This is a genomic window from Pseudomonas sp. MTM4, from assembly GCF_019355055.1.
Taxonomy (GTDB): domain Bacteria; phylum Pseudomonadota; class Gammaproteobacteria; order Pseudomonadales; family Pseudomonadaceae; genus Stutzerimonas.
In genome coordinates this window covers 3,573,496-3,597,999 of sequence record NZ_CP048411.1, presented here as the reverse complement: position 1 = coordinate 3,597,999, position 24,504 = coordinate 3,573,496, and the positions used below count along the sequence as shown (strand labels likewise).

At 61.1% G+C, this 24,504-nt stretch carries 18 protein-coding genes and 1 pseudogene; 3 read left to right on the top strand and 16 right to left on the bottom strand.

Annotated features, from left to right (window positions below):
* Nucleotides 1-243 precede the first annotated feature (243 nt).
* Nucleotides 244-669, bottom strand: a pseudogene (locus tag GYM54_RS21760) (O-antigen ligase family protein); the annotation flags it as partial.
* 592 nt (nt 670-1,261) lie between these two features.
* Here GYM54_RS21760 and GYM54_RS16510 point away from each other — a divergent pair.
* On the top strand, nt 1,262-1,891 hold the full coding sequence (locus GYM54_RS16510; protein ID WP_181100227.1) for a toluene tolerance protein: 630 nt from the start codon (nt 1,262-1,264) through the stop codon (nt 1,889-1,891).
* On the opposite strand, the gene GYM54_RS16505 is transcribed toward GYM54_RS16510, so the two are convergent.
* The 14 genes from GYM54_RS16505 to glnE form a co-directional block, all read right to left on the bottom strand.
* The gene (locus tag GYM54_RS16505; RefSeq protein ID WP_181099715.1) at nt 1,843-2,964 is read right to left on the bottom strand and encodes a glycosyltransferase; all 1,122 of its coding nucleotides are present in this window, start codon (nt 2,962-2,964) and stop codon (nt 1,843-1,845) included. The two genes, GYM54_RS16510 and GYM54_RS16505, sit on opposite strands and share 49 nt — an antisense overlap.
* A 30-nt stretch (nt 2,965-2,994) precedes the next feature.
* On the bottom strand, nt 2,995-3,861 hold the full coding sequence (locus GYM54_RS16500) for a DUF6625 family protein (protein WP_219852974.1): 867 nt from the start codon (nt 3,859-3,861) through the stop codon (nt 2,995-2,997).
* Between the two features lie 53 nt (nt 3,862-3,914).
* Complete coding sequence (locus GYM54_RS16495) at nt 3,915-4,874, bottom strand: glycosyltransferase (protein ID WP_181099713.1); 960 nt, start codon at nt 4,872-4,874, stop codon at nt 3,915-3,917.
* The gene (locus GYM54_RS16490; protein ID WP_181099711.1) at nt 4,871-5,566 is read right to left on the bottom strand and encodes a CatB-related O-acetyltransferase; all 696 of its coding nucleotides are present in this window, start codon (nt 5,564-5,566) and stop codon (nt 4,871-4,873) included. Before GYM54_RS16490 ends, GYM54_RS16495 begins: the two co-directional genes overlap by 4 nt.
* Nucleotides 5,567-5,596: 30 nt before the next feature.
* Nucleotides 5,597-6,748, bottom strand: a complete 1,152-nt coding sequence (locus GYM54_RS16485) for a glycosyltransferase (protein WP_181099709.1) — start codon at nt 6,746-6,748, stop codon at nt 5,597-5,599.
* Entirely contained in the window at nt 6,735-8,489 is a 1,755-nt protein-coding gene (locus tag GYM54_RS16480; protein ID WP_197444951.1) for a carbamoyltransferase, read from the bottom strand. Before GYM54_RS16480 ends, GYM54_RS16485 begins: the two co-directional genes overlap by 14 nt.
* Nucleotides 8,490-8,588: 99 nt before the next feature.
* Nucleotides 8,589-10,028: a lipopolysaccharide kinase InaA family protein gene (locus GYM54_RS16475; RefSeq protein ID WP_197444950.1), complete on the bottom strand. Its 1,440-nt coding sequence runs from the start codon at nt 10,026-10,028 to the stop codon at nt 8,589-8,591.
* 112 nt (nt 10,029-10,140) lie between these two features.
* Nucleotides 10,141-10,878: a lipopolysaccharide kinase InaA family protein gene (locus tag GYM54_RS16470; protein ID WP_197444949.1), complete on the bottom strand. Its 738-nt coding sequence runs from the start codon at nt 10,876-10,878 to the stop codon at nt 10,141-10,143.
* Nucleotides 10,875-11,687, bottom strand: a complete 813-nt coding sequence (gene rfaP / locus GYM54_RS16465) for a lipopolysaccharide core heptose(I) kinase RfaP (RefSeq protein WP_197444948.1) — start codon at nt 11,685-11,687, stop codon at nt 10,875-10,877. Before rfaP ends, GYM54_RS16470 begins: the two co-directional genes overlap by 4 nt.
* Nucleotides 11,684-12,805: a glycosyltransferase family 4 protein gene (locus tag GYM54_RS16460; RefSeq protein ID WP_197444947.1), complete on the bottom strand. Its 1,122-nt coding sequence runs from the start codon at nt 12,803-12,805 to the stop codon at nt 11,684-11,686. Before GYM54_RS16460 ends, rfaP begins: the two co-directional genes overlap by 4 nt.
* Nucleotides 12,805-13,806 carry a lipopolysaccharide heptosyltransferase I gene (gene waaC, locus GYM54_RS16455; RefSeq protein ID WP_197444946.1) on the bottom strand — a complete coding sequence of 334 codons (1,002 nt, stop codon included), beginning with the start codon at nt 13,804-13,806 and terminating at the stop codon, nt 12,805-12,807. Before waaC ends, GYM54_RS16460 begins: the two co-directional genes overlap by 1 nt.
* Nucleotides 13,807-14,841: a lipopolysaccharide heptosyltransferase II gene (gene waaF, locus GYM54_RS16450; protein ID WP_197444945.1), complete on the bottom strand. Its 1,035-nt coding sequence runs from the start codon at nt 14,839-14,841 to the stop codon at nt 13,807-13,809.
* A gap of 81 nt (nt 14,842-14,922) precedes the next feature.
* Nucleotides 14,923-15,846, bottom strand: coding sequence for a branched-chain-amino-acid transaminase (gene ilvE, locus GYM54_RS16445; RefSeq protein ID WP_131649638.1), 924 nt, complete (start codon nt 15,844-15,846; stop codon nt 14,923-14,925).
* 45 nt (nt 15,847-15,891) lie between these two features.
* Entirely contained in the window at nt 15,892-18,837 is a 2,946-nt protein-coding gene (gene glnE / locus GYM54_RS16440) for a bifunctional [glutamate--ammonia ligase]-adenylyl-L-tyrosine phosphorylase/[glutamate--ammonia-ligase] adenylyltransferase (RefSeq protein ID WP_197444944.1), read from the bottom strand.
* 275 nt (nt 18,838-19,112) lie between these two features.
* Between glnE and aceE the strand changes: the two genes are divergently transcribed.
* Nucleotides 19,113-21,758 (top strand): pyruvate dehydrogenase (acetyl-transferring), homodimeric type, encoded by a 2,646-nt coding sequence (gene aceE / locus GYM54_RS16435; protein WP_131649636.1) that lies wholly within the window; start codon nt 19,113-19,115, stop codon nt 21,756-21,758.
* A 27-nt stretch (nt 21,759-21,785) separates the two neighbouring features.
* Nucleotides 21,786-23,783, top strand: a complete 1,998-nt coding sequence (gene aceF / locus GYM54_RS16430) for a dihydrolipoyllysine-residue acetyltransferase (RefSeq protein ID WP_197444943.1) — start codon at nt 21,786-21,788, stop codon at nt 23,781-23,783.
* Between the two features lie 117 nt (nt 23,784-23,900).
* On the opposite strand, the gene GYM54_RS16425 is transcribed toward aceF, so the two are convergent.
* The gene (locus GYM54_RS16425) at nt 23,901-24,428 is read right to left on the bottom strand and encodes a hypothetical protein (RefSeq protein ID WP_197444942.1); all 528 of its coding nucleotides are present in this window, start codon (nt 24,426-24,428) and stop codon (nt 23,901-23,903) included.
* Nucleotides 24,429-24,504 lie beyond the last annotated feature (76 nt).

Sequence of the window (24,504 nt, the reverse complement as noted above, 5' to 3'; positions counted from 1 at the left end):
TGTCGAAGGGCGGAAATGGTAGCACAGTGAGGTAACCGACCCTGCCCTCAGCCCCAGCGCTAGACCCACCGGCAGCCAAGTCAAGAACCACTCGGGGCGAGGAGAGTCCCACAGGTTCGCGCCATCGAACAATAGCGCCATTGTGCTGAACAACAGCATACCCAACAACACGCTACCAAGAGTCGTTGACCGCTCCTGTATCGCGATGACAAAGCTGCGACCCCAGATTGCCAACCAAAGCACGAGACCGGGAAGTCCAAGCTCTAAAGCCACATGGGTAAACAGGTTATGAGCATGGTCGAACATGCGCCCCAAGGCTTCGACTTGGTACTCGCTCCCCAACCCTAAACCCAGCCAGGACCGATCAGCGACCATTCCTAGGCTTGCAGCGAAGATTTCGGGGCGATAAGAGGTGCCTCTAGCGACCACATAGTTGCCAAATAACCAGTAACCGACGGCAGCCACCAAAAGTAGCAAGACGGCCACGATCAAACCGGCCCGCCCAACCCTCCAAACAGGCATCAACAGCACACTGGTCAGCAGGGCAACCCATACACCACGGCTCTGTGTCATCACGATGAACGTAAAAAGCGCCAACAAACCGGCCGCCCAGACCACCCGCAGCGCAGTCCGCCTGGGTGGCAAACAGAACCACCAGATAAGTGCCATGCCAAATACATAGCCGCCAATAATCGGATGATCGAGCAGGCCGAACCCCTGCGCCCGCCATGCCCAGGGCTTCGCCTCGAGTCCATAGCGCTGTATCAGCGCGGCCAGCGCAGCAAGTGCCAGACCGAAACCAGCCCACCGCAGGACAGAGACGACACGCGATGGTGTCTGCCCCAGGCAAACCAAACCCAGTAGGAAAAACAGCACATAAAACAGTCGTTTGGCTTCGCGCGCAGGCTCCTCGGCAGCGCTCCAGAACACGCTGATTGCAGCCCACGCGACCAATGCAAACAATGCCGCCACAAGCGGCTTTTCCTGCCGCCAGAGGTCGAGTAGCAATGCGCGATAAGACCAGGACGACCAGATAGCTGGAATCCAGAACAGAACAATCAAGCCTTGTTGGTAAAGCTTAGCCGTCGAAATCCACGTTATACCAAGCAAAAACCAGAGCAAACCCAGCGTCAGCCAGGCCAGCTCTATGCGACGGCTATCCATATTACCCCTTCGGAAAACAGCAAAATGCGCCGGTATCAGCGATGTTAGAATGCATGCCCTGCTCGACGTTCGTACACTGCTTAAGGCCCTCTCCACAATGCACGTAAGTCAATTATGCCAGCGAGACTTGCAACAGCTCACCCATAATGCGGCCGTTCTCGAGGAGGATGGCCTGGGCCCTAAAGTCCTGCAGCTTGAGAACGGTCAGTTTCTAAAAATCTTTCGTCGTAAGCGCTGGCTATCCTCAGCACTTCTACGTCCTTACTCGCGCCGCTTCGTCAATAACGCCGAACGCCTCCAGGCTCTTGGCATCGCCACGCTGAGCGTCCAGGCGCTATACGAGCTTCCCGACAAGTCGGCCAGCGCGGTGCTCTACGCCCCGCTGCCAGGCAATTCGCTAACTCAGCTCGCCAAGCAGCCTGAATTCAGCTGGACGCCGATCTTGCCTGAACTGATCCGCTTCGTACGCGAGTTGCACCGCAAGGGCATCTACTTCCGCTCGCTGCATCTGGGCAATATCGTCCTCACCCCGCACGGTTCGCTGGGGCTGATCGATATCGCCGACATGCGTTTCCTGGGTCGATCTCTACCTAATCACATGATCCGACGCAACCTAGCGCACTTCAGCCGATACCTGGAACGTGAAAAATTTCAGAACGCCTTTCCGTTTTCGCAGTTCTACGATGCCCTGACCGGGTCCGCGTCATTGGTCAGCAGTTCCGCATAGCTGTTGCAGAACTGCTCCCAGGCGACCTCCGGTGCGAGCTGATGATCCTGCTCACCGGCGAGCGATCGCCGATCCGAATCGAGTACGTGCTCAATGGCCGCGACCCAGCCGGACACATCGTTCGGCGAGACGTAAATACCTCTGAGCCCCAACTGCTCGACGAAGACCGGTAGATCACTGGCCACAACCGGCACATGCGCCATCACCGCTTCCTGTAAAACCAAACCCAACCCCTCGCTGCGGGACGGGATCAACATCACGTCGAACGCCTGGTACAGCTGTGCAGCGTCCTGGCGATGCCCCGCCAGCGTCACCATTCGCTCCAGGCCCAGGCACCGGATACGTGACTCTAGTTCCGGTCGCTGCTCCCCGTCGCCCACGAGCACCAGGTGGATGTCCGTCCGCGTGCGCGACAACTCTCTCAGCACATCGAGCATCGGCAGAAAGCCCTTTTCCTCGACCAGCCGTCCGACCGCGCCCAGGACAATGCATGCGCTATCAACGCCCAACCTCATCCTGGCTTCGTCGCGGGAAATCAGTGCCTGCTTGAATGTGTGCGGATTCATCGCCGTTCGCGTAGCGGATACTGTTCTCCCCAGCTTCGCGCCCAGGGATTCGGCGAGCGCCCCGGACACCGCGACGAGCTTCAGGCGATGCGCAGCGATCGCGCTGAACAACCTCGAGTCGCTGCGGCGTATGCGGCTCTGCCCATGGAAGACTACGATGACCTGAATGGAGGGGTTCAGCCTCGCCACCACCGGAATGATCAGCCGTGCCACGCCAATGCCATCGAGCAACAACGCTTTCGGATTGACCCGTTCGATCTCGCGGGCGAGGCGCCGCTGTAGCCACCACTGCGAAAGCTTCCAAACACCCCGGCCTTTGAGCGCCTTCGCGCTCAACCGCCAATGCAGCGTTTGCCCGCAACCCGGATCCCTCGCAGCCTCTCGGCCCATCAGCATCCAGGTGTGGACCCCTCTCTTATCAGCCACGAGGGAAAGGATCTGCTCATGCACCTGATGGATCGAGGCATGCGCGTTGCCCGAAGACCACACGATACTGACGATGCTCAAGCCGAATACTCCAGCATGATGGCTCCGGGATTAAAGCGAGTCATCGGTACCCGCTCTCCGCTCGGTAGCGGCAAACACGCCGTCAAACGTGCGAAACCCTTGCTCGGTAACGCACCACGATGGCTGAGCGGCGAGATCGCCAGGTTGCATCAGCAGTTCTGGGGAACGGCCGGACCACTTGGCGTTCTTCCAGGTTATGAAATGGAAATAGGGAAAATCTCGCGCACCATCCCGGTTGTTGGTCAGCCGCCCGTCGCTCCAGATCCAGCAATCGGGGAAATCGAAGCCACCGCTGAGCCATGGAACCCGCGCGTGCGGCGTGCTGAACGCCTCGTTGAATTCACTGCATCGACGCCACGGATTGAAGCGGTCGGCGACCCGCCGAAGCGCCTCGGGCCAGTTTTTTCGTCGAATGAACAATCGACTGAACGCCGCTTCGTCGAATGCGCGGTGCTCGGGATTTTCGAAACAGGCCTGCCAGCCGGGAACGCGCATGAACGCTTGGCGCATACGCTCGTTATTGCGCAGCAAACACAAATGCCCCGAAACGCGACGTGCGTGGGTAGACAGCAGATCGTATCGTACGAGCCGCTCCTCTGAAAAATAGCCGCGCAGGTCACCGTAGACGAGATCGATATCGCTGAACCCCCAGAAGTCGAAGCCATCCAGATACTCGGCGTGGATATGCCCTAGCGCAGGCTTGATATCGCAGAGCTTGTAAGGATTGGTCGGCTTGAAGCATATGCCCAGACGCTCGCTGACCAATTGACAGTAGTCAGCAAACGAAATCGGTACGATCCGTACGTTATCCGGAAGGTCGTCTGGCGTCCCGCAATCGCTGAAAAAGAGCCAGTCGATATCGGCGTTCCGCTTGCAGGTCTGCAGGAAAAACGGCATCCAGAACGGCCATCGGCCGAAATAGGGAATCAGCAAGCGAATACGTGATTGATTCACTTTAGCCTCCAGTACAGGCGCAGTCGATCCCACAGGCCCATCGGCGGGCGGTCCCGCAACGGCTTATCCAACGACTGGACGATACGCTGCCCGATGCGCGAGAAACTGTACTCCCGCTCCGCCAAGGCCCGACCCGCAGAAGCGATGCGCGCCGCCAGGTCGGGATCCGAACGCAACATCACCAGCTTGCTTCGCAGCTCATCGACACTGCGGTAAAGCACCAGGTTTTCCATATCGACGAAACCCAGCGCCTTGTTTTCCGCTTCGCCCTGATCCCACGCCAGCAATACACAACCGCAAGCCATAGCCTCGAAGTTCTTGATCATGTATTCGCCCATGCCGACGTCGGCACTGACGAAGAAGCGAATACGATTGAGGGTATTGCAATAGTCTTCGCCGGAATTGGTGCGTGTAACGACTAGATCTTCGACTTTTGCCAGCTCATCGAGTAACGCCTTGCGCTCGCTATAGGCGCCGCTTTTGGTGCTGCCGACGAAGGCCAGCTCGATATCTCGCTCCTGCCTCAGATCGCGCAGCGATGTCTGGTCGTAACCCTTGGGGACGAAGACTGCATCGAAACCTTCCTGGCGAAGCCGCTCGCTGACCATGAAACCAGAGCTGATTACACGCACCCACGGCAAGCGCCGATAGTGTGCGCTGAACTTCCCGGTGTATTTGCAGGTGATGTAGTTCTGATAAGCGTCGTGCTCCAGTATCACCAGATTCGGCACACTGCGAATGAAGCCAACTTGCCGAATCTCCTGCTTGAAGCGCACGAAGAAAAGAATCCGGTCATAACGAGCGACATCCACCTCGCGGCGGAAATAGCTACGTAGATCCGCCTGGTCATTCCGGCTCAGCCAGCGCAGGTCGCAGTCGCAATGGCTAGCGACGCCTTCGTACAGGCGGTCGAGGATGATCCTCTGCTCGGCCTGGACAAGAAATAAGACTTTCATAGGACCTTACAGCCCTCCCGGGTTATGCGCAGTGCTGGGGGTTCGCTCTTAGCCACAAAGTGCCTCTCGCCAAGCACCCGCAGAAAGGCCTCTGGGCTATTGAGCGGCAGCTGAACTAGATCAACGATGGGAATATCCCACCATTTCGACTCCAGCAGTTGCTGCGCTATGGATTCCGGATGTCTTTGCGCGACGACTCTGGCAGGAACTCCTGCGGCGATCGAATAGGGCGGCAGACTCTTGGTGACCACCGAGCGGGCCGCCACAATGCAGCCAGTGCCGATCTCCACACCTTCCATGACCATAGCGTCACGCCCAATCCAGACATCGTGTCCGACATGGGCCGGCCTGGCTCTTGCCTGATACTGCAAAGCGGTTCCGGAATACTGGAAGGGATGGGAGCTGATCCAATTGGTCGGGTGCGTATTTCTCTCCTGCCCTAGCACCACATTCGAGCCGATCGAGCAGAAACGTCCGACGAAGGCGACGTTCTGAAGTTCGCCGCCGCTGCGCATGTAGGTTCGAGTACCGACGCTCAGCTCGTCGAAGAGCATCTGGACATGCCCGAGTTCGACGCCTACCTCGATATGAAGACGGCTGCCTTTACGCAGGGCTATTACTCCATCTGCCACTTTACAGCCGTGCTGGCGGATCCAGCGCTTCCAGTACTGATTCTTGAGGTGAGCAATCATGCAACCGAGCACTCCAAATAACCATGAGCCTTACGGATATTTCCCTCTGGCCAGCTCCAGCTTCAATAGAGAAGCAACCGTATCCAATTGCCAGAACCGGGCGCGCACCGCCGTATCGGAGAAGACCTCGTCCAGCCGCTGGGCCAGCAGCTGTTCGCAAAGGCTACGCTGCTCCGCTCCCAGCCCGGACATGCGCACCAGACCTTCAGCCAGTACCGCGGCGTCCCCCAGCGGAAAGAGAGTTCCGACACCCCCAACCACTTCCCTCCCGCCGCCGCAGTCGCTGGCGATGACCGGCACACCGGCGGCCATGGCTTCCAGCAGCACCATGCCGAACGGCTCGTGATCGGAAGTCAAGGCGAAAACATCGAAGGCGTTGAAGTAGCGACGGGCCTTAGCTACCTGGCCGAGGAAATGAACCTGTCCGGCAATGCCCAGCGCGCCGGCCAGGGTTTTGAGTTCGGCCTCGAGGCGCCCCTTGCCGAGAATCACTAGCACACTGCCCTCAGGTAGGTTCGATAGGGCTTTGGCAAAACCGCGGATCAGAGTGGCCTGGTCCTTATCTGGATGTAGACGACCGACGTTACCAACAACCCAAGCGCTAGACGGCAGTCCAAGGACCGCAAGGGCCTGAGCGCGCGGAAGCTGCTCGGCCTGCACGGCCTCAATATCTATTCTGTTGTAGAGTGTTTCAGTCCGCTCTGCCGGCCAACGAGGCAGGCAAGTACGGATATCGTCACGCACGGCGTTCGAGACCCCGAGCAGCAGCAAGCGCTTGCGGAACAGATTAGCGAACATTCGCCTCGACAAGCGCTGATACACACCGAACGCATGATTTACGCCAATGACTGGCAGATGGGTCGCCACGCAGGCGATGTAGGTTGGCTTGAAGCGGTGGGCGATGCACAGGCGGAAATCCCGTCCGCGAATGATCTCGCGCAACCGGCGTATTGGGCCCAATTTGAGGCCGCCCAGTTCTTTCGAGCTGTAGCCGAGAAACAACACCTCGTCAGAAGCGCAGGCAGCTGCCACTCGCTCATCCGGCACGCCGATCAGGAATACCGTGGTGACCAAGTAGGGTGTGCCGGCAAACAGGACGGCGTACTGACGGGCGCAATCAAGGAAGGGGCCATCGTAACCGTGGCAGAGCTGCAGGACACGTGGCGTGTCAGGCGGGCTCATACCAACCCTTATCATCCTTGACCACCAGAATGTCTTCCATGATCAGATATTGCAGATCCGACCCATAGAACATATTCAACGCATCGGTCGGCGAGCAGATCATCGGCTCACCGCGGCGGTTGAGCGACGTATTGAGCGAGACGCCATTACCAGTCAATTTTTCCAGCTCGACCATCAGATCGTACCAGCGCGGATTGTATTCGCGCTTGAGCACCTGGGCGCGAGAGGTACCGTCTTCGTGGACGACTTCGCTGACGCGCTCTTTCCACTCTTCATTGACTTCGAAGGTGAAAGTCATGAACGGGCTGGGATGGTCAACCTTTAGCATCTGTTCAGCCACGGTATCGAGCATCGAGGGGCAGAATGGGCGCCAGCGCTCGCGGAACTTGATCTGTTCGTTGATCCGGTCAGCCACGCCCGGAATGCTCGGGCAGCCGATGATGGAGCGGCCACCGAGGGCGCGCGGACCGAATTCCATGCGACCCTGGAACCAGGCCACCGGGTTGCCATCGACCATAATCTTGGCGATACGCTTGGGCACGTCGTCGACCTTCTGCCACACCGGCTGGCTGGGGTGGCGGGCGCAGGCGGCAATCACGTCCTCGTTGGTATAGGACGGGCCGAGATAGACATGCTCCATCTTCTCCACCGGCACGCCGCGCTGGTGCGAGACGTAGGCGGCAGCGCCGACCGCGGTGCCAGCATCACCGGACGCGGGCTGGACGAACAGTTCCTTCACCTCGGGGCGGGCGATGATCTTCTGGTTGAGCTTGACGTTCAGCGCGCAGCCGCCGGCGAAGGCGATCTTACCGGTCTGCTTGATGATGTCGCCCAGGTAGTAGTCCATCATCTCAAGCGCCAGCTTCTCGAACAGCGCCTGCATGCTGGCGGCGTAATGGATGTAGGGATCGTCGGCGATGTCGCCTTCGCGCTTGGGACCGAGCCAGTCGATCAGCTTGGGCGAGAAGTAGAAGCCCTTGCCCTTTTCCTTGTAGCGACGGAAACCGATGACGTTGGCGTAGTCGGTGTTGATGGTCAGTTCGCCGTTCTCGAATTTCGCCAGACGGGAAAAATCGTATTTAGCCGCATCGCCGTAGGGCGCCATACCCATGACCTTGAACTCGCCGTCGAGCATCTCGAAGCCGAGGTATTCCGTGATCGCACCGTACAGGCCGCCCAGCGAATCCGGATCGTAGAATTCCTTGATCTTGTGGATCTTGCCGTTCTCGCCCCAGCCGAAGAAGGTGGTGGCGTACTCGCCCTTGCCGTCGATGCCGAGGATGGCGGTCTTCTCGGTGAAGCCGGAGCAATGGTAGGCGCTGGAGGCATGGGCCAGGTGATGTTCGACCGGCTGCAGCTTGACCTTCTTCAGGTCGAAGCCGAGCTGCTGCAGGCACCACTGGATGCGCTTCTTATAGCGGTGATAGCGGCGATTGCCCATGAGGATAGCGTCCAGCGCGCGGTCCGGCGCATACCAGTAGCGCTTGGCGTAGTGCCAACGGGCCTTCTCAAAGATGCTGATGGGCGCGAACGGAATCGCCACCACATCGACATCGCTCGGCTTGATCCCGGCCTGCTCCAGGCAGAACTTGGCCGACTCGTAGGGCATGCGATTCTTGGCATGCTTGTCGCGCACGAAGCGCTCTTCTTCGACGGCCGCAATCAGCTTGCCGTCGACATACAGGGCGGCGGAAGGATCATGACTGAGGGCGCCGGAAAGGCCGAGAATCGTCAATGACACGGTTGGAAGCCTCTTAAAAGCAGCTTGAAGCTTGAAGCCGGAAGCTCGAAGCAACAGCGAATATGTCTAGTTCAACCCCGGAGGGCTTTTCTTCCAGCTTCAAGCTTCTGGCTTCAAGCTGTCCTTCGGTAAACGTGCATCCAGTAACCGACATAGCGCTGAGTCGGCTGGCCAGTTGCGCAGAAACCGCGCACGGTCCTTGGCATAGGCGCGGGCGAAGCGGGTATCGCTACTATGTTGCTGCGCAGCGTCCAGGTCGATCAGCGCCCAGCGACCCTGCTCCCAGAACAGGTTGGTGCCTTTCATATCGCCATGGCTGATGCGCTCGCGCAGCATGGCTTCGAATAGCTGATCCAGCGCCACCAATTCGGACTCGGGCGGTGAACTGGAGAGATACGGCTGGAAACGAGCGATTATATCCTCGCCTGCGCTGTATTCGGTAACTAGGTAACTGCGGCGGCGCAGGCCCAGCCAACGCAACTCCAGCATCGCCAGCGGCCGGGGCGTGGCGATGCCGAGAAATGCCAGGCGATTGCCTTCTATCCAGCTGTGCCAAGCGCGGCTCGGCCGCCAGCAACGCCGCAGCCAGTGCGCCAGTCCTTTGATGTTGTAGCGTTTGATGACCAGTTGCCGTCCAGACTGCTCGGCCAGGGCCACGGTCGAACTACCGCCCAGTTTCAGCGCCCGTCCTGCTTCGACAGCCTCATCCGGCGCAGCCAGCAGCTCACGCAGCGCCGGCTCATCCTCACGGCGCAGGACACGCAATTGACCGAGGCTGCGGCTTACGCTGAATAAGGAACAATCACGCCCGAGCTTGCCAAGGTAATCGCGCAACCGCCAACGCCGAACGCTGGCGATTTCTCGCAGCAAGGCTTCCAGCGGCAGCGCATGCTCGCCGTTGACCAAGACGTAATGCACAAGCAACGCCTCGATATGCGGTTCGAGGCTGGCAGGCAGCTGGGCAAAGAAGACGCCAAGGTTCGCCAGCACTTTGTCACGATCAAGCGGTTGGCCCGGTGTCTGCGCCTGCACGCCGCCGCCATCGATGAGATACAGCCGCCCCTCATGGCGCAACAGGTTGTCCAGGTGCAGGTCGCTCTGCCACAGGCCGCGGGAATGCAAGCGCGCCACAGCGCCCAGCGCTTCACCCAGCACCGCCTGCTGCGCATCGGATAACAGCGGCTGTTGCGCCACATCGCGCCAGGCCTGTTCGAGGCTTTCGGCATCGGTGAGGAAGTCGAACAGCAGCCAACCGCCCTGCCCTGCCGCGAACCCCTCGACGAGCAAAGCGGGTGTGGTCATCCCCTGCTCGGCCAGTAACCGTGCGCCTCGCCGCTCACGCTCGAAGTGGCGCTCGGCCTTGCCACCGACCAGCAGTTTGGCCAGCACGTCACGGCCCTGCCATTGCGCCTTGGCGACATAGCGTTGCCCTGGCAATACGCGCATCCACCGCTGCAACGTCAGCTCGCCAGCGGGTAGCGTCACGTTCAAGGGCAAAGCCGGCGAGCGCCCGGCTCGTGCGAGTTCCGTCAGATTCATGAACGCGCGCCCTTGCTTTGCCGATGACTGGCAATACGCTCCAACAAGGAATCGATGACCGGAGCACGGGCATCCTTCTTGAGATAGGCCTCGGCGGGGTTCAGCTCGGCTCTCATTCACGCCCCTCGAAGTACTTGAGCACCTGGTCAATCAACGCGCGGTCAGCCGATACCAGACGCGGGCGTTGCTGGTATTGCAGGTAGAAACGCAGCCGCTGAGTGCGGCTCAGGTGATGCTTGGCGACTTTATCCAGGCAGGCCAGATCCTTGACGATGCGTCGGCGCAGCAGCGGCCCCCGCCAAAAGTCGCCGGACGGACAATCGATCAGAAACAGCTCACCGGCGCCGTTGACCAGCAGGTTGCGCCACTTCAGATCGTTATGGGCGAAGCGATGGTCGTGCAGGGTACGGGTCGCAGATGCCACCTGCCGGCTGATGCGCTCGACCCAGCTCCGGTCGCCCAGGCGTGGGTCGTTGCCTTTGGCCAGCGCCGCCATGTCCAAGGTATCTGGTACTTCCAGGGTGATCAGCGCGCCGCGCGCGAATGCACCAGCGCGGCGTTCCATACCCCAGGCCACCAGCGGCGCCACGGGTATGCCCCAGCGCTCGAAATGCTTGAGGTTTTGCCATTCAGCCTTGACCCGCGGGCGCCCCAGGTAGCGTCGCAGATTCTTACCCGCTGCCCAGTAGCGCTTGATGTAGTAGCGCAGGCCGTCGTATTCGACGCGGATCACCTCGGAGAGCGGGTCGCGCGCGATCGGCTCGCCTTCAAGCGCAAAAACCGTATCCAGACTGGCAAACGCGTGTGCCGCGCCGGCCGTAATGTCGCCGACGACCCGCCAGCCACTCATTGAGCACCCTGCGCGTACTTGCGCTCATAACGGCTTTGAAGCCTGTCCGCCTTGCTTTCCAGCCAACGCAGCAACGGGGCCTCGTCACGCAGAGCCTCGCGCAGCGGACGCTGGAAATAGATCTGCAGAAAACGTAGTTTGTCGCGACGGGTCAGGCCAATGCCCAATGCCGAAAAATATAGCCCGGCCAGATCCTTGTTGCGCCAGCGCCGTGGCGTTTCGCTGCGAGTCTGGGCGCGGTGCAGATCGATCAGCGACAGACGAAAATCCAGGGCCATTACTGGCTTGTCGGTGTGCAGCAGGAAGTGACAGATATAGAAGTCCCGATGATTGACCCCGGCGCGATGCATGGTGCCGGCCATGTGCGCGACTTCGGCGATCAGTGCACGCTTGAGCGGCGGCTCAGGCGGATTCTGCAGCCAATCGGCGCTGTAATCCTCGAGGCTGATCGTCGGCGCCAGCTCCTCGGTGATGATGAAGGAGTGCTGCGCCGCAGGATTTCCACCACGCTCGCCATAAGCCACCGCGGTCATGGTCGGCACGCCCGCTTGATGCAGTCGCTGAATGGCCCGCCACTCTTGCCCGGCGCCCAGTACTGGCGCCTTGGCAGTGCTCAGGTTCTTGAAAATCTCGCCCCAGCCGATCCCGCGGTGGATCTTGACGAAATACCCACGCCCATCGACCTCGGTACGCAAGGTGCGGCGGCCTTCCAGTTCGCGGTAGACCTGGCCCTGCAATTGTTCGACGGCCTCGAACGGGTCACGCCCCGCCCAGAGCGTTTTGAAGGGCTCAGCAAGAATCAGTTTCATGGGCGTTCTGCCAGAATCACGTCGGCCGCCTTCTGCGGCATCGAGTAGAGGTCCGCGGTCTCGGCATAAGCCAACGCATTTTCTGCCCAGCGCCTGCGCTGCTCATCATCAGCCAGCATGTCGGCCAGCAAACGATCTAGATCGTCCTGCTTGAACGGGCTCGGCACAACGCGCCCGCAGTCGGCATCTGCGATGTAATGCGCGTAACCGCAGACATCGGTTACCAGCACAGCTAACCCGGCGACCAGCGCCTCCAGCAGCACGGTGCCGGTGTTCTCGTTGTAGGCGGGATGGATCAGCAGGTCGGCGCCCAGAAGAAAACGCGGGATATCGCTGCGACCCTTGAGAAACTCGATCTGCGCAGAAATGCCCAACGTCTTGGCCTGGAGCTGGAAGGTCTTGGGGTCGTCCTGGCCGATAACGAACAGACGAGTGCGCTTTTTCAAGTCGCGAGGGAGTGAAGCCACGGCCTTAAGGCTGCGGTCGAGGCCCTTGGTCTTGAAGCCGGAGCCGATCTGCACCAGCAACAACTCGTCGTACTGCAGTTCGAATTCCTCGCGAAACTCGGCGCGGATTTCTGCGGCGTTGACCGGCGCACGGCGATCCTGAGCAATACCCGGCGGCAACAAATGAAAGCGCTCTGCCGGCGTCGCGTAGTGTTTGACGAATAACGGCTGCTGCACTTCAGAGATCATCAAGATTTCGGTCTTCGACTGTGGCGCAAACACCGCACGCTCGTATTCGGCGAAATGCTTGTAGCGCCCCCAGCGGCGATAGATCGGGTTGCGCAGGGTTTGCGCCTTGTCTTCGAAACAGGGGTCGGCCGCGTAGTAGACGTCCAAACCGGGCATCTTGTTGAAACCGATGACCCGGTCCACCGGGCGCTTCGCCAGATCCTTCTCGACCCAGGCCGTGAAGCGCTCATTGCGCGCGTGATTGAAGAGGGCCTTGACCGGCGCGATCAATACTTCGAAGCCGTCCGGCACCTCGCCTTCCCAGATCATCGCATAGACCCGGATGCCATGGCCGCGACGCTGGCACTCGAGCGCGATGCGCATGAAGTCCCGCTGCAGTCCGCCGAAAGGAAAATACTTGTAAAGAATGAAGGCCAACTGCATCAGTGCATCCCCGATGACCGCAACAGGGCCTTGAGTTCGCTTGCGACGCGCTCGGGCGAGAGGTCGTCGAAGCAGGGTTTATGACGATCGCCTTTGCCGGCATTCGGGCCGCTGGCGCACAGATGTACTTGCGAGCGCCCGTACGCACCGACACGGCCAGGGAGCGTTGGGCCGTAAAGCGAGATGCTCGGCACGTCCAGCGCCGCCGCGAGGTGACCGAGGCCTGTATCGACCGCAACACAGGCCCGCGCACCGGCAACGACCTTGGCAATTCCGCCGAGATTCAGCCGGGGCAGCACCGACACGCCAGCCAAGCCATCAGCGATGCGCTCGGCACGCGCTTTTTCGTCTGCATTGCCCCACGGCAGACGGATCGCCCAACCGAATTCGCTCATCCGCTCGGCCAGTTCGCGCCAGTACTGCTCCGGCCAATGCTTGCTCGGCCAGGTGGTGCCATGCAGGAACAATAAATAGGGGGCCTCGCCCGGCGTCGCCAGCTGGTTACGATCCAGGCCGTAGTCGGCGATCGTCTCGGGCACGGGATAGCCGAGCGATTGGGCGAACAATTGGCGTACCCGCTCCAGAGCGTGCTGGTCACGCGGCACAGCGTAGCGGCGATCATAAAAGCGCGAGGCCAGCGGTTCACGTGCAGAGTCACGATCCAGACCGGCAATCGGCGCCTTGACGTAACGTGTCATCCAGGCACTTTTAAGCAAACCCTGGGCATCGATGACTAGATCGTAGCGGGCCTCGCGCAGGCGCGCCTTGAACCGCCGCCACTCACCGGAACGAAGCGTCTGCAGAGGCTGCTTGCGCCAACGGCGAATCGCCACAGGGATGACCTGTGCCACCGACGGATGCCAGGCGGGGATTTCGGCGAAGCCCTCTTCCACCACCCAATCGAACTGGATGCCGGGAACCGCGCGCTGTGCATCGGTCACCGCCGGGAGCGTATGCACCACGTCGCCTAGCGACGAGGTCTTGATCAGCAACACCCTCACTCAGCGCACCTCGATCGGCTGGGGAATCAGGCGATCCAGCGCCTCGTTCACCCTATTCGGCTCGAGTTCGCGCATGCAGTTGTTGTGGCCGAAGCGGCAGGTGCGCTCGAAACAAGGGCTGCAGTCCAGGCCCAGGCGGACGACTTCGACCTGCTCGGACAATGGCGGTGTGAAGGCGGGAGACGTGGAGCCATAGACCGACACCAGCGGGCGGCCGAGCGCGGCGGCCACATGCATCAGGCCCGAATCATTGGAAACCACGGCTTCGGCACAGGACAGCAGATCGATCGCCTCGGCCAAGCTGGTTTCACCCGCGAGGTTCAGCGCCTCTTCGCGCAATCCGGGAATCAGCCGCTGACGGATATCTTCGCCCACGGCGTGATCGGTCTTCGAACCGAACAGCCAGACCTGCCAGCCTTCGCGAATCTTCGCTTCGGCCACCTTGGCGAAATGCTCGGCTGGCCAGCGCTTGGATTCGCCGAACTCGGCGCCTGGACACAGCGCCAGCACCGGCCGGTCCATGCGCAAACCAAAGCGTGCCAGCGCCGCATCACGGCTCTCGCTGTCGATGCGCAGCGACGGGTTCGGATAGGGCTTGGGCAGCTCGGCGCCCGGCTCGAAGGCCAGCGCCATGAAGCGCTCGATCATCAACGGATAGCGCTGCTTGTCTAGCTTGCGGATATCGTTGAGCAGCCCGAAGCGCATCTCGCCGCGCCAGCCGGTACGCTTGGGAATGCCGGCGAAAAACGGCACCAGTGCCGATTTCAGCGAGTTGGGCAGCAGGATCGCCTGCTCATACTGGCCACGCAGGCTCTGTGCGACCTTGCGCCGGGTCGTCATGTCGAGCACGCCGTGGCCGAGCGGGAAGCTCAGGGCCTGGCGGACCTCGGGCATGCGCTCAAGGATCGGACGACTCCACTCCGGCGCCAGTACGTCGATCTGGCAATCCGGATGGCGCTGTTTCAGGCAGATGAACAGCGTCTGCGCCATCACCATGTCGCCGACCCAGCTGGGACCTACGATCAGAATATTCATAAGCTGGAAGCCATAAGCTTGAAGCTGGCAGCCAGTGCGGGAGTGGTCTTCACTTCCAGCTTCTGGCTTCCAGCTTGCGGCTTACTTGACCAATGTCCGCCATTCGGCATGCGCATCGGTCTTGCCGGACACCAGATCGAAGTAAGCCTTCTGGATGCGCTCGGTGACCGGACCACGGCGGCCGATGCCGATGTTGCGGCCATCGACTTCGCGAATCGGCGTGACTTCAGCGGCGGTGCCGGTGAAGAAGGCTTCGTCGGCGATATAGACCTCGTCGCGGGTGATGCGTTTTTCCACCACCTTGATGCCCAGCTCGTCGGCCAGGGTCAGCACGGTGCCGCGGGTGATGCCGTTGAGGCAGGCGGTGACTTCAGGGGTGTAGATCACGCCGTCTTTGATGATGAAGATGTTCTCGCCCGAGCCCTCGGCGACGTAGCCTTCCGGATCGAGCATCAGCGCCTCGTCGGCGCCGCCGGAGATGGCTTCCTGCAGCGCCAGCATGGAATTGATGTAGGCGCCGTTGGACTTGGCGCGGGTCATGCTGATGTTGACGTGGTGGCGAGTGAAGGAACTGGTGCGGACCTTGATGCCTTTTTCCAGTGCCTCGTCGCCCATGTAGGCACCCCAGTGCCAGGCGGCGACGATCACGTGGACCTTCAGGCCGCTGGCGCGCAGGCCCATGCCTTCGGATCCGTAGAAGACCATCGGACGGATGTATGCGCTTTCCAGATTGTTCTCACGAACCGCGGCGCGAGTCGCCTCGTTAATCTCTTCTTTCGAGTACGGCATCTTCATGTTCATGATGTGCGCCGAATCGAACAGGCGATCGGTATGCGCCTGCAGGCGGAAAATCGCGGTGCCAGCCGGCGTATCGTAGGCGCGCACCCCTTCGAAGACGCCCATGCCGTAATGCAGGGTGTGAGTCAGCACATGGGTGGTCGCGTCGCGCCACTGAACCATCTCACCGTCATACCAGATCACGCCATCACGATCGGCCATCGACATTGTTGCCACCTCGGAATTCGATAAATGCTCTGTTTGCAGACGAGTTCAGCTGAGCCCCAGCTCGCGCCAAAAGCGCATCACCGCGCGACGCTCGTCATGGAATTGGTCCCCACTCACCACACCGGGAAGCTTCTGCAGTGATTGCCGGTGAGCCACTGCTCGGTAGGCCTTGTAGGCGTCCTGCAGCAACCGAACCTCATCGCCGGTCATCAACCTGGCCTGCTCCAACCCGTCGAGAATGCGGATGTTATCGGTATAGCGCAGCAGTTGCGGATGCTGGTGCGACCACGCCAAAGCCGCGTATTGCACCATAAATTCGATATCCACGATACCACCGGCGTCGTGCTTGAGATCGAACGCGCCCTCTGCCTCGAAGGCCTTGTCAGCCATGCCGGCCTGAGTCGTGCGCGTGCCGAGGTTGTCGCGCATCTTGCTGCGCATCTCGCTGACCTCACGGCGCAGTTGTTCGAGATCGCGCGGCCGGGCCAGCACGCCCGTACGCACCCGCTCGAAATCTTCAGCCAACTGAGAGCAGCCAACCAGCACCCGAGCACGCACCAGAGCCTGATGTTCCCATGTCCAGGCTTCCTGAGTCTGATAGCGCTCGAAGGCGCCCAACGAGCTCACCAATAATCCGGAAGCGCCGGATGGCCGCAGCCGCATGTCGACTTCATAGAGCTGCCCGGAGGTGGTCTGGGTGGTCAGCAGATGAATGATGCGCTGGCCGAGACGAGTGAAGAATTGCGCGCCATCGATGGGCTTGGCACCGTCGGTTTCGGCGTTGGGATCACCGTCGTGGATAAACACCAGATCCAGATCGGAGCTATGGCCGAGCTCGATGCCGCCAACTTTGCCGTAACCGATGATGACGAACGACGGATCGCAGGGCGTGCCGTCAACCCGCTGCGGCTGGCCGTGACGTGCCACCGCGTGCCGCCAGGCAAGGGCCAGCACTTGTTCGAGGGTCGCTTCGGCGAGCCACGTCAAATAGTCGCTGACTTTCATCAGGGGCAAGGTGCCGGCGATCTCCGAAGCCGCCACGCGCAGCCGGTGCGCCAGCTTGAAGTGCCGCAGCGCCTCCATCTGCTGCTCCAGGTCGTCTTCCGGAATCCGCGCCAGACGCTCATGCAGCTCGGCGGCCAACTCCGGCGCCTGCGGCGGACGGAACAGTCGCCCGGCGTTGAGCAGCTCATCGAGCAGCAGCGGAAAACGCGCGATCTGCTCGGCGATCCAGGGGCTGCCCGCGCAAAGTTCCAGCAATCGCTCCAATGCATTGGGGTTTTCTGTCAGCAACACCAGGTAAGCCGAGCGCCGCGCGACCGCCTCAACCAGCGGCAGCACGCGCCCCAGCACCAGGTCCGGATCATCCTGCTCGACCGCCTGCGCCAACAGCCGTGGGATAAATGCATCCAGCCGCTCACGACCCAGGCGCTGCATGGTTCGCACCTGCTGGGCGCTACGTAGCGCGGCGAGGCGCTGGCAAGCAGCCTGACCGTCTCGGAACCCGGCGTCGGTCAGCTGGCGACAAGCGAACTCCTCGTCCCAGTCCTGCTCCCAAAGCGGCAGCCACTCGCCGCCGACCAATGCCTCGCCTTCGGCATTTTCATCCTCGTCAGGGTCAGCGATGACCTGGCGGAAATGCCAGTCGATTCGGTCGCGCCAATGCAGCAGGCGTTCATGAAAAGCCGCCCAGTTGTCGAAGCCGAGCATGAACGCCACGCGGCTGCGGTCGGTCTGGCTGTCCGGCAGCATCTGCGTCTGGCGATCATCGATGGCCTGCAGCGCATGCTCGGTGTAACGCAGAAATTCATACCCTTCGCGCAATTCCTCGACAGCTGCGGGTGGCAGATAGCCCTGTCCGGCCAGGGTTGCCAGCACTTTCAGTAACGGGCGCTGCTGCAGGCTCAGATCGCGTCCGCCATGTATCAGCTGGAAGGCCTGGGCGATGAACTCCACTTCGCGAATGCCACCAGAACCCAACTTGATATTTGCCGCCACGCCCTTGCGACGCACCTCCTGCTGGATGAGCTGCTTCATGCTGCGCAACGCGTCGATGGCCGAGAAGTCCAGGTAACGCCGATAAACGAACGGGCGCAGCATGTCGAGCAGCTCCTTGCCCGCCACCTGATCACCCGCAACGACCCGCGCCTTGATCATGGCGTAACGCTCCCAGTCGCGACCCTGGTCCTGGTAGTACTGTTCAAGCGCATTGAAGTTCAGCACCAGCGCGCCGGACGAGCCGTACGGCCGCAAGCGCATGTCCACCCGGAAGACAAAGCCATCGACGGTCGGCGCATCCAGCGCTTTGATCAGACGCTGGCCGAGGCGGAGAAAAAACTCGTGGTTATCCAGCGAACGTTTGGCGCCCACGGTTTCTCCACCCTCGGGATAGCCGAAAATCAGATCTATATCGGAAGAAAGGTTGAGTTCGTGCGCACCCAGCTTGCCCATCCCAAGGACGACCATCTGTTGCGCCTGACCACTGCGCCGGCCGGTCGGCGCCCCGAACTGCTCGCTGTGACGCGCATACAGCCACTGGTAAGCCAGGTCGACGCAGGCGTCGGCCATGTCGGACAGATCGCCACAGGTTTCAGCCAGATCCGCCTGACGGGTCACGTCACGCCAGATGATTCGTACCTGCTGACGATTGCGAAAACGCCGCAGCAGCCTCGCCAGACTGTCCTCGCCTTCGCAGCCGGCGAGCGCCTCGGCGAGCATCGCGCGCATTTCACCGGCCCGCAGCGAGCGCTCCAATAGCCCCGACTCGGCCAGCCCCAGCAGCATTTCGTGATCTCGGCTAACCTGCTCGGTGACGAAGTCACTGGCTGCACAGACTCTGCCGAATGCCTCGCGGCGTTCCGTCGGCCATTTGCCGAAGCGCTCGCCAGCCTGCTCCGACGAGCCGCGCAACGCCGAGAGGAACGTCTCCTCGGCACGGTTGACCAATGGCAGTAGCGGCGTCGGCAATGCAACCAGCGGTGGCAGACTCATGTAAGGTTCCTTTACGCCGTGGTCGGCAGCAGGACAGCGAAAGCGCCAGGCTAGAGCCTTTGAGCGCGAGCCAGCCCGTCAAACCGAGTCGTCGCGGTTGTAGTTTTACTACGAAAGAATGTCATAGGGGGCTGAAACAGTCGCAGTTTTGTAGTAAAACTACAGAGCCCGGCTCTACCCCCGGCGAACATCCAAGAACATAAACGCACCGGCTCACGAAGCCGGCAGCGAAGCAGGCAACCGATTCTGGAAGCCTTTCCGCCCTGGAGCAAGCCATGCAAGATCTCGATCCCGTCGAAACCCAGGAATGGCTGGACGCCCTCGAGTCAGTACTCGATCGCGAAGGTGAAGACCGCGCCCACTACCTGATGACCCGGATGGGTGAATTGGCCACCCGTAGCGGCACACCCCTGCCCTACGGCATCACCACGCCCTACCGCAACACCATCCCCGTCACCCGTGAAGCGAAGATGCCCGGCGACCTGTTCATGGAGCGCCGTATTCGCTCCCTGGTCCGCTGGAACGCGCTGGCGATGGTGATGCGCGCGAACCTGAAGGACCCTGACCTGGGTGGACACATCTCCACCTTCGCTTCCAGCGCGACCCTGTACGACATCGGCTTCAACTATTTCTTCCAGGCCCCGACCGAGGAGCATGGCGGCGACCTGATCTACTACCAGGGCCATGCCTCTCCCGGCATCTACGCCCGCGCCTTCCTCGAAGGCCGCCTGACCGAAGATCAGATGCTGAATTTCCGCCAGGAAGTGGACGGCAACGGCCTGTCGAGCTACCCGCACCCGCACCTGATGCCGGACTTCTGGCAGTTCCCGACCGTTTCCATGGGTCTGGGCCCGATCACCGCGATCTACCAGGCGCGCTTCATGAAGTACCTGGAAAACCGCGGCTTCATTCCGAAAGGCAAGCAGCGCGTCTGGTGCTTCATCGGCGACGGCGAATGCGACGAGCCGGAAACCCTCGGCGCGATCTCCCTGGCCGGACGCGAGAATCTCGACAACCTGGTGTTCGTCATCAACTGCAACCTGCAGCGCTTGGACGGCCCGGTTCGCGGTAACAGCAAGATCATTCAAGAACTGGAAGGCGTGTTCAAAGGCGCCAACTGGAACGTCAACAAGGTCGTCTGGGGCCGCCTGTGGGATCCGCTGTTCGCTGCCGACGAAGATGGCCGCATGCAGCGCCGCATGGACGAAGCGATCGACGGCGAGTATCAGAACTACAAGGCCAAAGACGGCGCCTACGTGCGCAAGCACTTCTTCGGTGCCGACCCTGAGCTGCTCAAGCGCGTCGAGAAGATGTCCGACGAGGAAGTCTGGAAGCTCAACCGCGGCGGCCACGATCCCTACAAGGTCTATGCGGCCTATCACCAGGCGGTCAACCACAAGGGCCAGCCGACGGTCATCCTGGCCAAGACCATCAAGGGTTACGGCACCGGTGCCGGTGAGGCGAAGAACATCGCCCACAACACCAAGAAAGTCGATATCGACAGCCTGAAGATGTTCCGCGACCGCTTCGACATTCCAGTCAACGACTCGCAACTCGAAGAGCTGCCGTTCTACCGTCCGGCCGAAGACAGCGCGGAAATGCGCTATCTGCGCAAGTGCCGCGAGAAGCTCGGCGGTCATCTGCCGCAGCGCAGGCCGAAGAGCTTCAGCATTCCGACGCCTCCGCTGGAAACACTCAAGGCCGTACTCGACGGTTCCGGCGAGCGCGAAATCTCCACCACCATGGCGTTCGGTCGAATCCTTTCGCAGCTGGTCAAGGACAAGGATCTGGGCAAGCGCATCGTGCCAATCCTTGCCGACGAAGCCCGTACCTTCGGCATGGAAGGCATGTTCCGTCAGCTGGGTATCTACTCCCCGGTAGGGCAGCTGTACGAGCCAGTCGACCGCGATCAGGTGATGTACTACCGCGAAGAGAAAGACGGCCAGATCCTGCAGGAAGGTCTCAACGAAGCCGGCGCCTTCTCCTCGTTCATCGCGGCGGGCACCGCCTATAGCAACTACAACCAGCCGATGCTGCCGGTCTACATCTTCTACTCGATGTTCGGCTTCCAGCGTATCGGCGACTTGGCCTGGGCGGCCGGTGATGCGCAGACGCGCGGCTTCCTGTTGGGCGGTACCGCCGGACGCACCACGCTGAACGGCGAAGGCCTGCAGCACGAGGACGGCCATAGCCACATCCTCGCCAGCACCATCCCCAACTGCCGCAGCTATGACCCTACCTACGGCTACGAGCTGGCGGTGATCATGCATTACGGCATGCACGAGATGATGGAGCAGCAGAAGAGCGTCTACTACTACATCACCGTGATGAACGAGAACTACCAGCAGCCGGCCATGCCGCAGGGTGTAGAGGACGGCATCATCAAGGGCATGTACCTGCTCGAGGAAGCCAAGGGCGACTTCAAGCATCGCGTGCAGCTACTAGGCTGCGGCACCATCCTGCGCGAAGTACGCGCCGCAGTGGACATGCTGGCGAAGATAGGCGTGGGCGCCGACGTCTGGAGCGTCACCAGCTTCAACGAGCTGCGCCGCGATGGCCTGGCCGTGGACCGCTGGAACCGTCTGCATCCGACAGAAGAACCGCGCAAGACCTACGTCGAGCAGTGCCTGGAAGGTCGCGAAGGTCCGGTGATCGCCTCGACCGACTACATGAAGCTGTTCGCCGATCAGATCCGTCAGTGGGTGCCGTCGCGCGAGTACGAGGTGCTGGGCACCGACGGCTTCGGTCGCAGCGATTCGCGCGCCAAGCTGCGCGACTTCTTCGAAGTGGATCGCCGCTGGGTTGCTCTCGCCGCACTCAAGGCACTCGCTGATCGCGGCGCCATCGAACGCAAGGTCGTGGCCGAGGCCATCATCGAGTTCGGTATCGACCCCGATAAGCGCAATCCGCTGGATTGCTGATGCAGCGTGCGCACAGGAGAACCTATTGTGAGTGAAACCATACGCGTACCCGACATCGGCAGCGGTGAGGGTGAAGTAATCGAGTTGTTCGTCAAGGTCGGCGACCGTATCGAAGCCGACCAGAGCATCCTGACGCTCGAATCCGACAAGGCCAGCATGGAAATTCCCGCGCCCAAGGCTGGCGTGGTGAAGAGCCTGAAGGTCAAGATGGGTGATCGGTTGAAGGAAGGCGACGAGCTACTGGAGCTGGAAAGCGAAGGTAGCGAAGAAGCTGCAGCTCCGACTGAAAAGGCCGACGAGCCTGCCGGCGCCGCCAGCGGTGGCCCGGCCGACGAGACTGAAGCACCGACACCGCCGGGTGACGTAAATGCTTCGGCCTCGGCGGAGGAAGGCGAATCCCAAGAAATCAAGGTGCCGGACATCGGCTCCTCGGGCAAAGCCAGCGTGATCGAAATCTCGGTCAAGGCCGGCGATACCATCGAGGCCGAGCAAGCGCTGATCACCCTGGAGTCCGACAAGGCCAGCATGGAGATTCCGTCTCCGGCGGCGGGCGTCGTCGAGAGTATTTCGGTCAAGGTGGGCGACGAAGTCGGCACTGGCGATCTGATCCTGATCCTCAAGGGCGCGGCAACCAGCAAGCCTGCAACTGCAGCCAGCGCGCCGGCGGAAAAGCCCAAGGCGCAGCAATCGGAAGCAGCTGAAGAGTCAGCGGCCGAGCCGGCCGGCGAATCCGTGGAAGAGGTCCGCATTCCGGACATTGGCTCCAGCGGCGCCGCCAATGTCATCGAAGTCATGGTGAAAGCCGGTGACAGCGTCGAGGCGGATCAATCGCTGATCACGCTCGAGTCTGACAAGGCCAGCATGGAAATCCCGGCGCCCAAGGCCGGTGTCGTGGAGTCGCTGTCGATCAAGGTCGGCGACGAAGCCAAGACCGGCGACCTGATCCTGACACTGAAAGTGAAAGGCGCCGCGCCGGCGAAGAAACCCGAGGCCAAACGCGAGGAAGCGGCACCGCAGCAGCAGGCTGTCGCGCCGAACAAGCAGGGCGTGCCAGAAGCCCAGGCGGCCGCAACGGCGCCGCCCGTAGTAAGCGGACCAAGCAAGGCCGGCACAAAGGTGCACGCCGGCCCAGCGGTACGCATGACCGCGCGCGAATTCGGTGTCGAGTTGGCCGATGTCCAGGGCACCGGGCCGAAGGGACGAATTCTCAAGGAAGACGTCCAGGCCTACGTCAAGAACATGATGAGCAAGGCCAAGCAGGCGCCGGCAGAAGGCGCTACGGGCGGAGCGGGTATTCCGCCGATCCCGACCATCGACTTCAGCCGCTTCGGTGAAGTCGAGGAAGTGCCAATGACCCGCCTGATGCAGGTCGGCGCCGCCAACCTGCACCGCAGCTGGCTCAACGTGCCGCACGTGACCCAGTTCGAATCGGCTGACATCACCGAGCTGGAGGCCTTCCGCGTCGCGCAGAAAGCAATCGCAGAAAAGGCCGGCGTCAAGCTGACCGTACTGCCGTTGCTGCTCAAGGCCTGCGCGCACCTGCTCAAGGAACTGCCGGAATTCAATGCCTCGCTAGCCCCCAGCGGCAAGGCAGTGATCCGCAAGAAGTACGTGCATGTAGGCTTCGCCGTCGACACGCCGGATGGCTTGATGGTCCCGGTGATTCGCAACGTCGATCAAAAGAGCCTGCTGCAACTGGCAGGCGAAGCGGCGGAGTTGGCCGAAAAGGCGCGCAACAAGAAGCTTTCACCGGATGCCATGCAGGGCGCCTGCTTCACCATTTCCAGCCTCGGCCACATTGGCGGTACCGGCTTCACGCCGATCGTCAACGCGCCGGAAGTGGCGATCCTGGGTGTCAGCAAGGCAACCATGCAGCCGGTATGGGACGGCAGTGCGTTCCAGCCGCGCCTGATGCTGCCGCTTTCGCTGTCCTATGATCACCGCGTGATCAACGGTGCCGCGGCGGCGCGCTTCACCAAGCGTCTGTCCGAGCTGCTGGCGGACATCCGCACGATGCTGCTGTGATCGTGTGAGTCGAAACAGCCCTGCCATCCGGCGGGGCCGTTCCTTCAAGCTCAGCGCCGAAGCCTCAAGCCCCGAAAGCTTGGGGCTTTTTGTTTTCTACTGCGGCGTTGACGGTTCCTATCCTTTTTGCAGATTGCGGAACAGGAAAGACAAGGCTTTTGCCAGTTCTTCAGCTCCGGCGGGATCACGCAATATGGTCAGCCAGGGGTCCCCATCGGCCGGGCTGGTAAAGACGCAAACAATCCCTTGTGGCGGGCATTGATAGCGTAAATAAGGGTCCATTCCGAACACCGAAAAGCTGCTGTTGCGCACAGCGATGTTGCCGGACGCATCTCGCCGCTCTTCGCGGATGCGTAATTCACCCGGCGCGCCCACGCTCAGGCGATAGGACAGATCCTGCGGATTGGCCTGCCCAACCTGATACGCGGCCTTTAGCCCGTGGGTTTCAAGCAAGGCATTGCTATGCGCAAGCAGGGCTTTTCGCTCATCCGATGTAAGATAGAGCGCCTTCAGCTCGGCCAGGTAATTGGCCGATTCATCCGAGCTCAAGGCGGGTGATTCATCAGCTTGCAGCGATACGCTGGTAGTCAGAAGAAGTGAGATCAGCAGTAACTTCGAAAGCCGACTTGTCAGTCCCTGTCGCATGATGCACCCTTGCCGTAATTTAATATTATTTAGCCATCGCCACCGCTAAAATGCTGTCAACAACGGCTAGCGAAGC

Excerpts from the sequence above, each read along its gene's own strand:
- GYM54_RS16490 (WP_181099711.1), bottom strand. The coding sequence starts at position 5,566 with ATGATTGCTCACCTCAAGAATCAGTACTGGAAGCGCTGGATCCGCCAG.
- GYM54_RS16460 (WP_197444947.1), bottom strand. The coding sequence starts at position 12,805 with ATGCAGTTGGCCTTCATTCTTTACAAGTATTTTCCTTTCGGCGGACTG.
- glnE (WP_197444944.1), bottom strand. The coding sequence starts at position 18,837 with ATGAGTCTGCCACCGCTGGTTGCATTGCCGACGCCGCTACTGCCATTG.
- ilvE (WP_131649638.1), bottom strand. The coding sequence starts at position 15,846 with ATGTCGATGGCCGATCGTGATGGCGTGATCTGGTATGACGGTGAGATG.
- GYM54_RS16425 (WP_197444942.1), bottom strand. The coding sequence starts at position 24,428 with ATGCGACAGGGACTGACAAGTCGGCTTTCGAAGTTACTGCTGATCTCA.
- GYM54_RS16470 (WP_197444949.1), bottom strand. The coding sequence starts at position 10,878 with ATGAGTGGCTGGCGGGTCGTCGGCGACATTACGGCCGGCGCGGCACAC.
- GYM54_RS16485 (WP_181099709.1), bottom strand. The coding sequence starts at position 6,748 with ATGAGCCCGCCTGACACGCCACGTGTCCTGCAGCTCTGCCACGGTTAC.
- rfaP (WP_197444948.1), bottom strand. The coding sequence starts at position 11,687 with ATGAAACTGATTCTTGCTGAGCCCTTCAAAACGCTCTGGGCGGGGCGT.
- GYM54_RS16475 (WP_197444950.1), bottom strand. The coding sequence starts at position 10,028 with ATGAATCTGACGGAACTCGCACGAGCCGGGCGCTCGCCGGCTTTGCCC.
- GYM54_RS16510 (WP_181100227.1), top strand. The coding sequence starts at position 1,262 with ATGCACGTAAGTCAATTATGCCAGCGAGACTTGCAACAGCTCACCCAT.
- GYM54_RS16500 (WP_219852974.1), bottom strand. The coding sequence starts at position 3,861 with ATGCCGTTTTTCCTGCAGACCTGCAAGCGGAACGCCGATATCGACTGG.
- aceE (WP_131649636.1), top strand. The coding sequence starts at position 19,113 with ATGCAAGATCTCGATCCCGTCGAAACCCAGGAATGGCTGGACGCCCTC.
- GYM54_RS16495 (WP_181099713.1), bottom strand. The coding sequence starts at position 4,874 with ATGAAAGTCTTATTTCTTGTCCAGGCCGAGCAGAGGATCATCCTCGAC.
- waaF (WP_197444945.1), bottom strand. The coding sequence starts at position 14,841 with ATGAATATTCTGATCGTAGGTCCCAGCTGGGTCGGCGACATGGTGATG.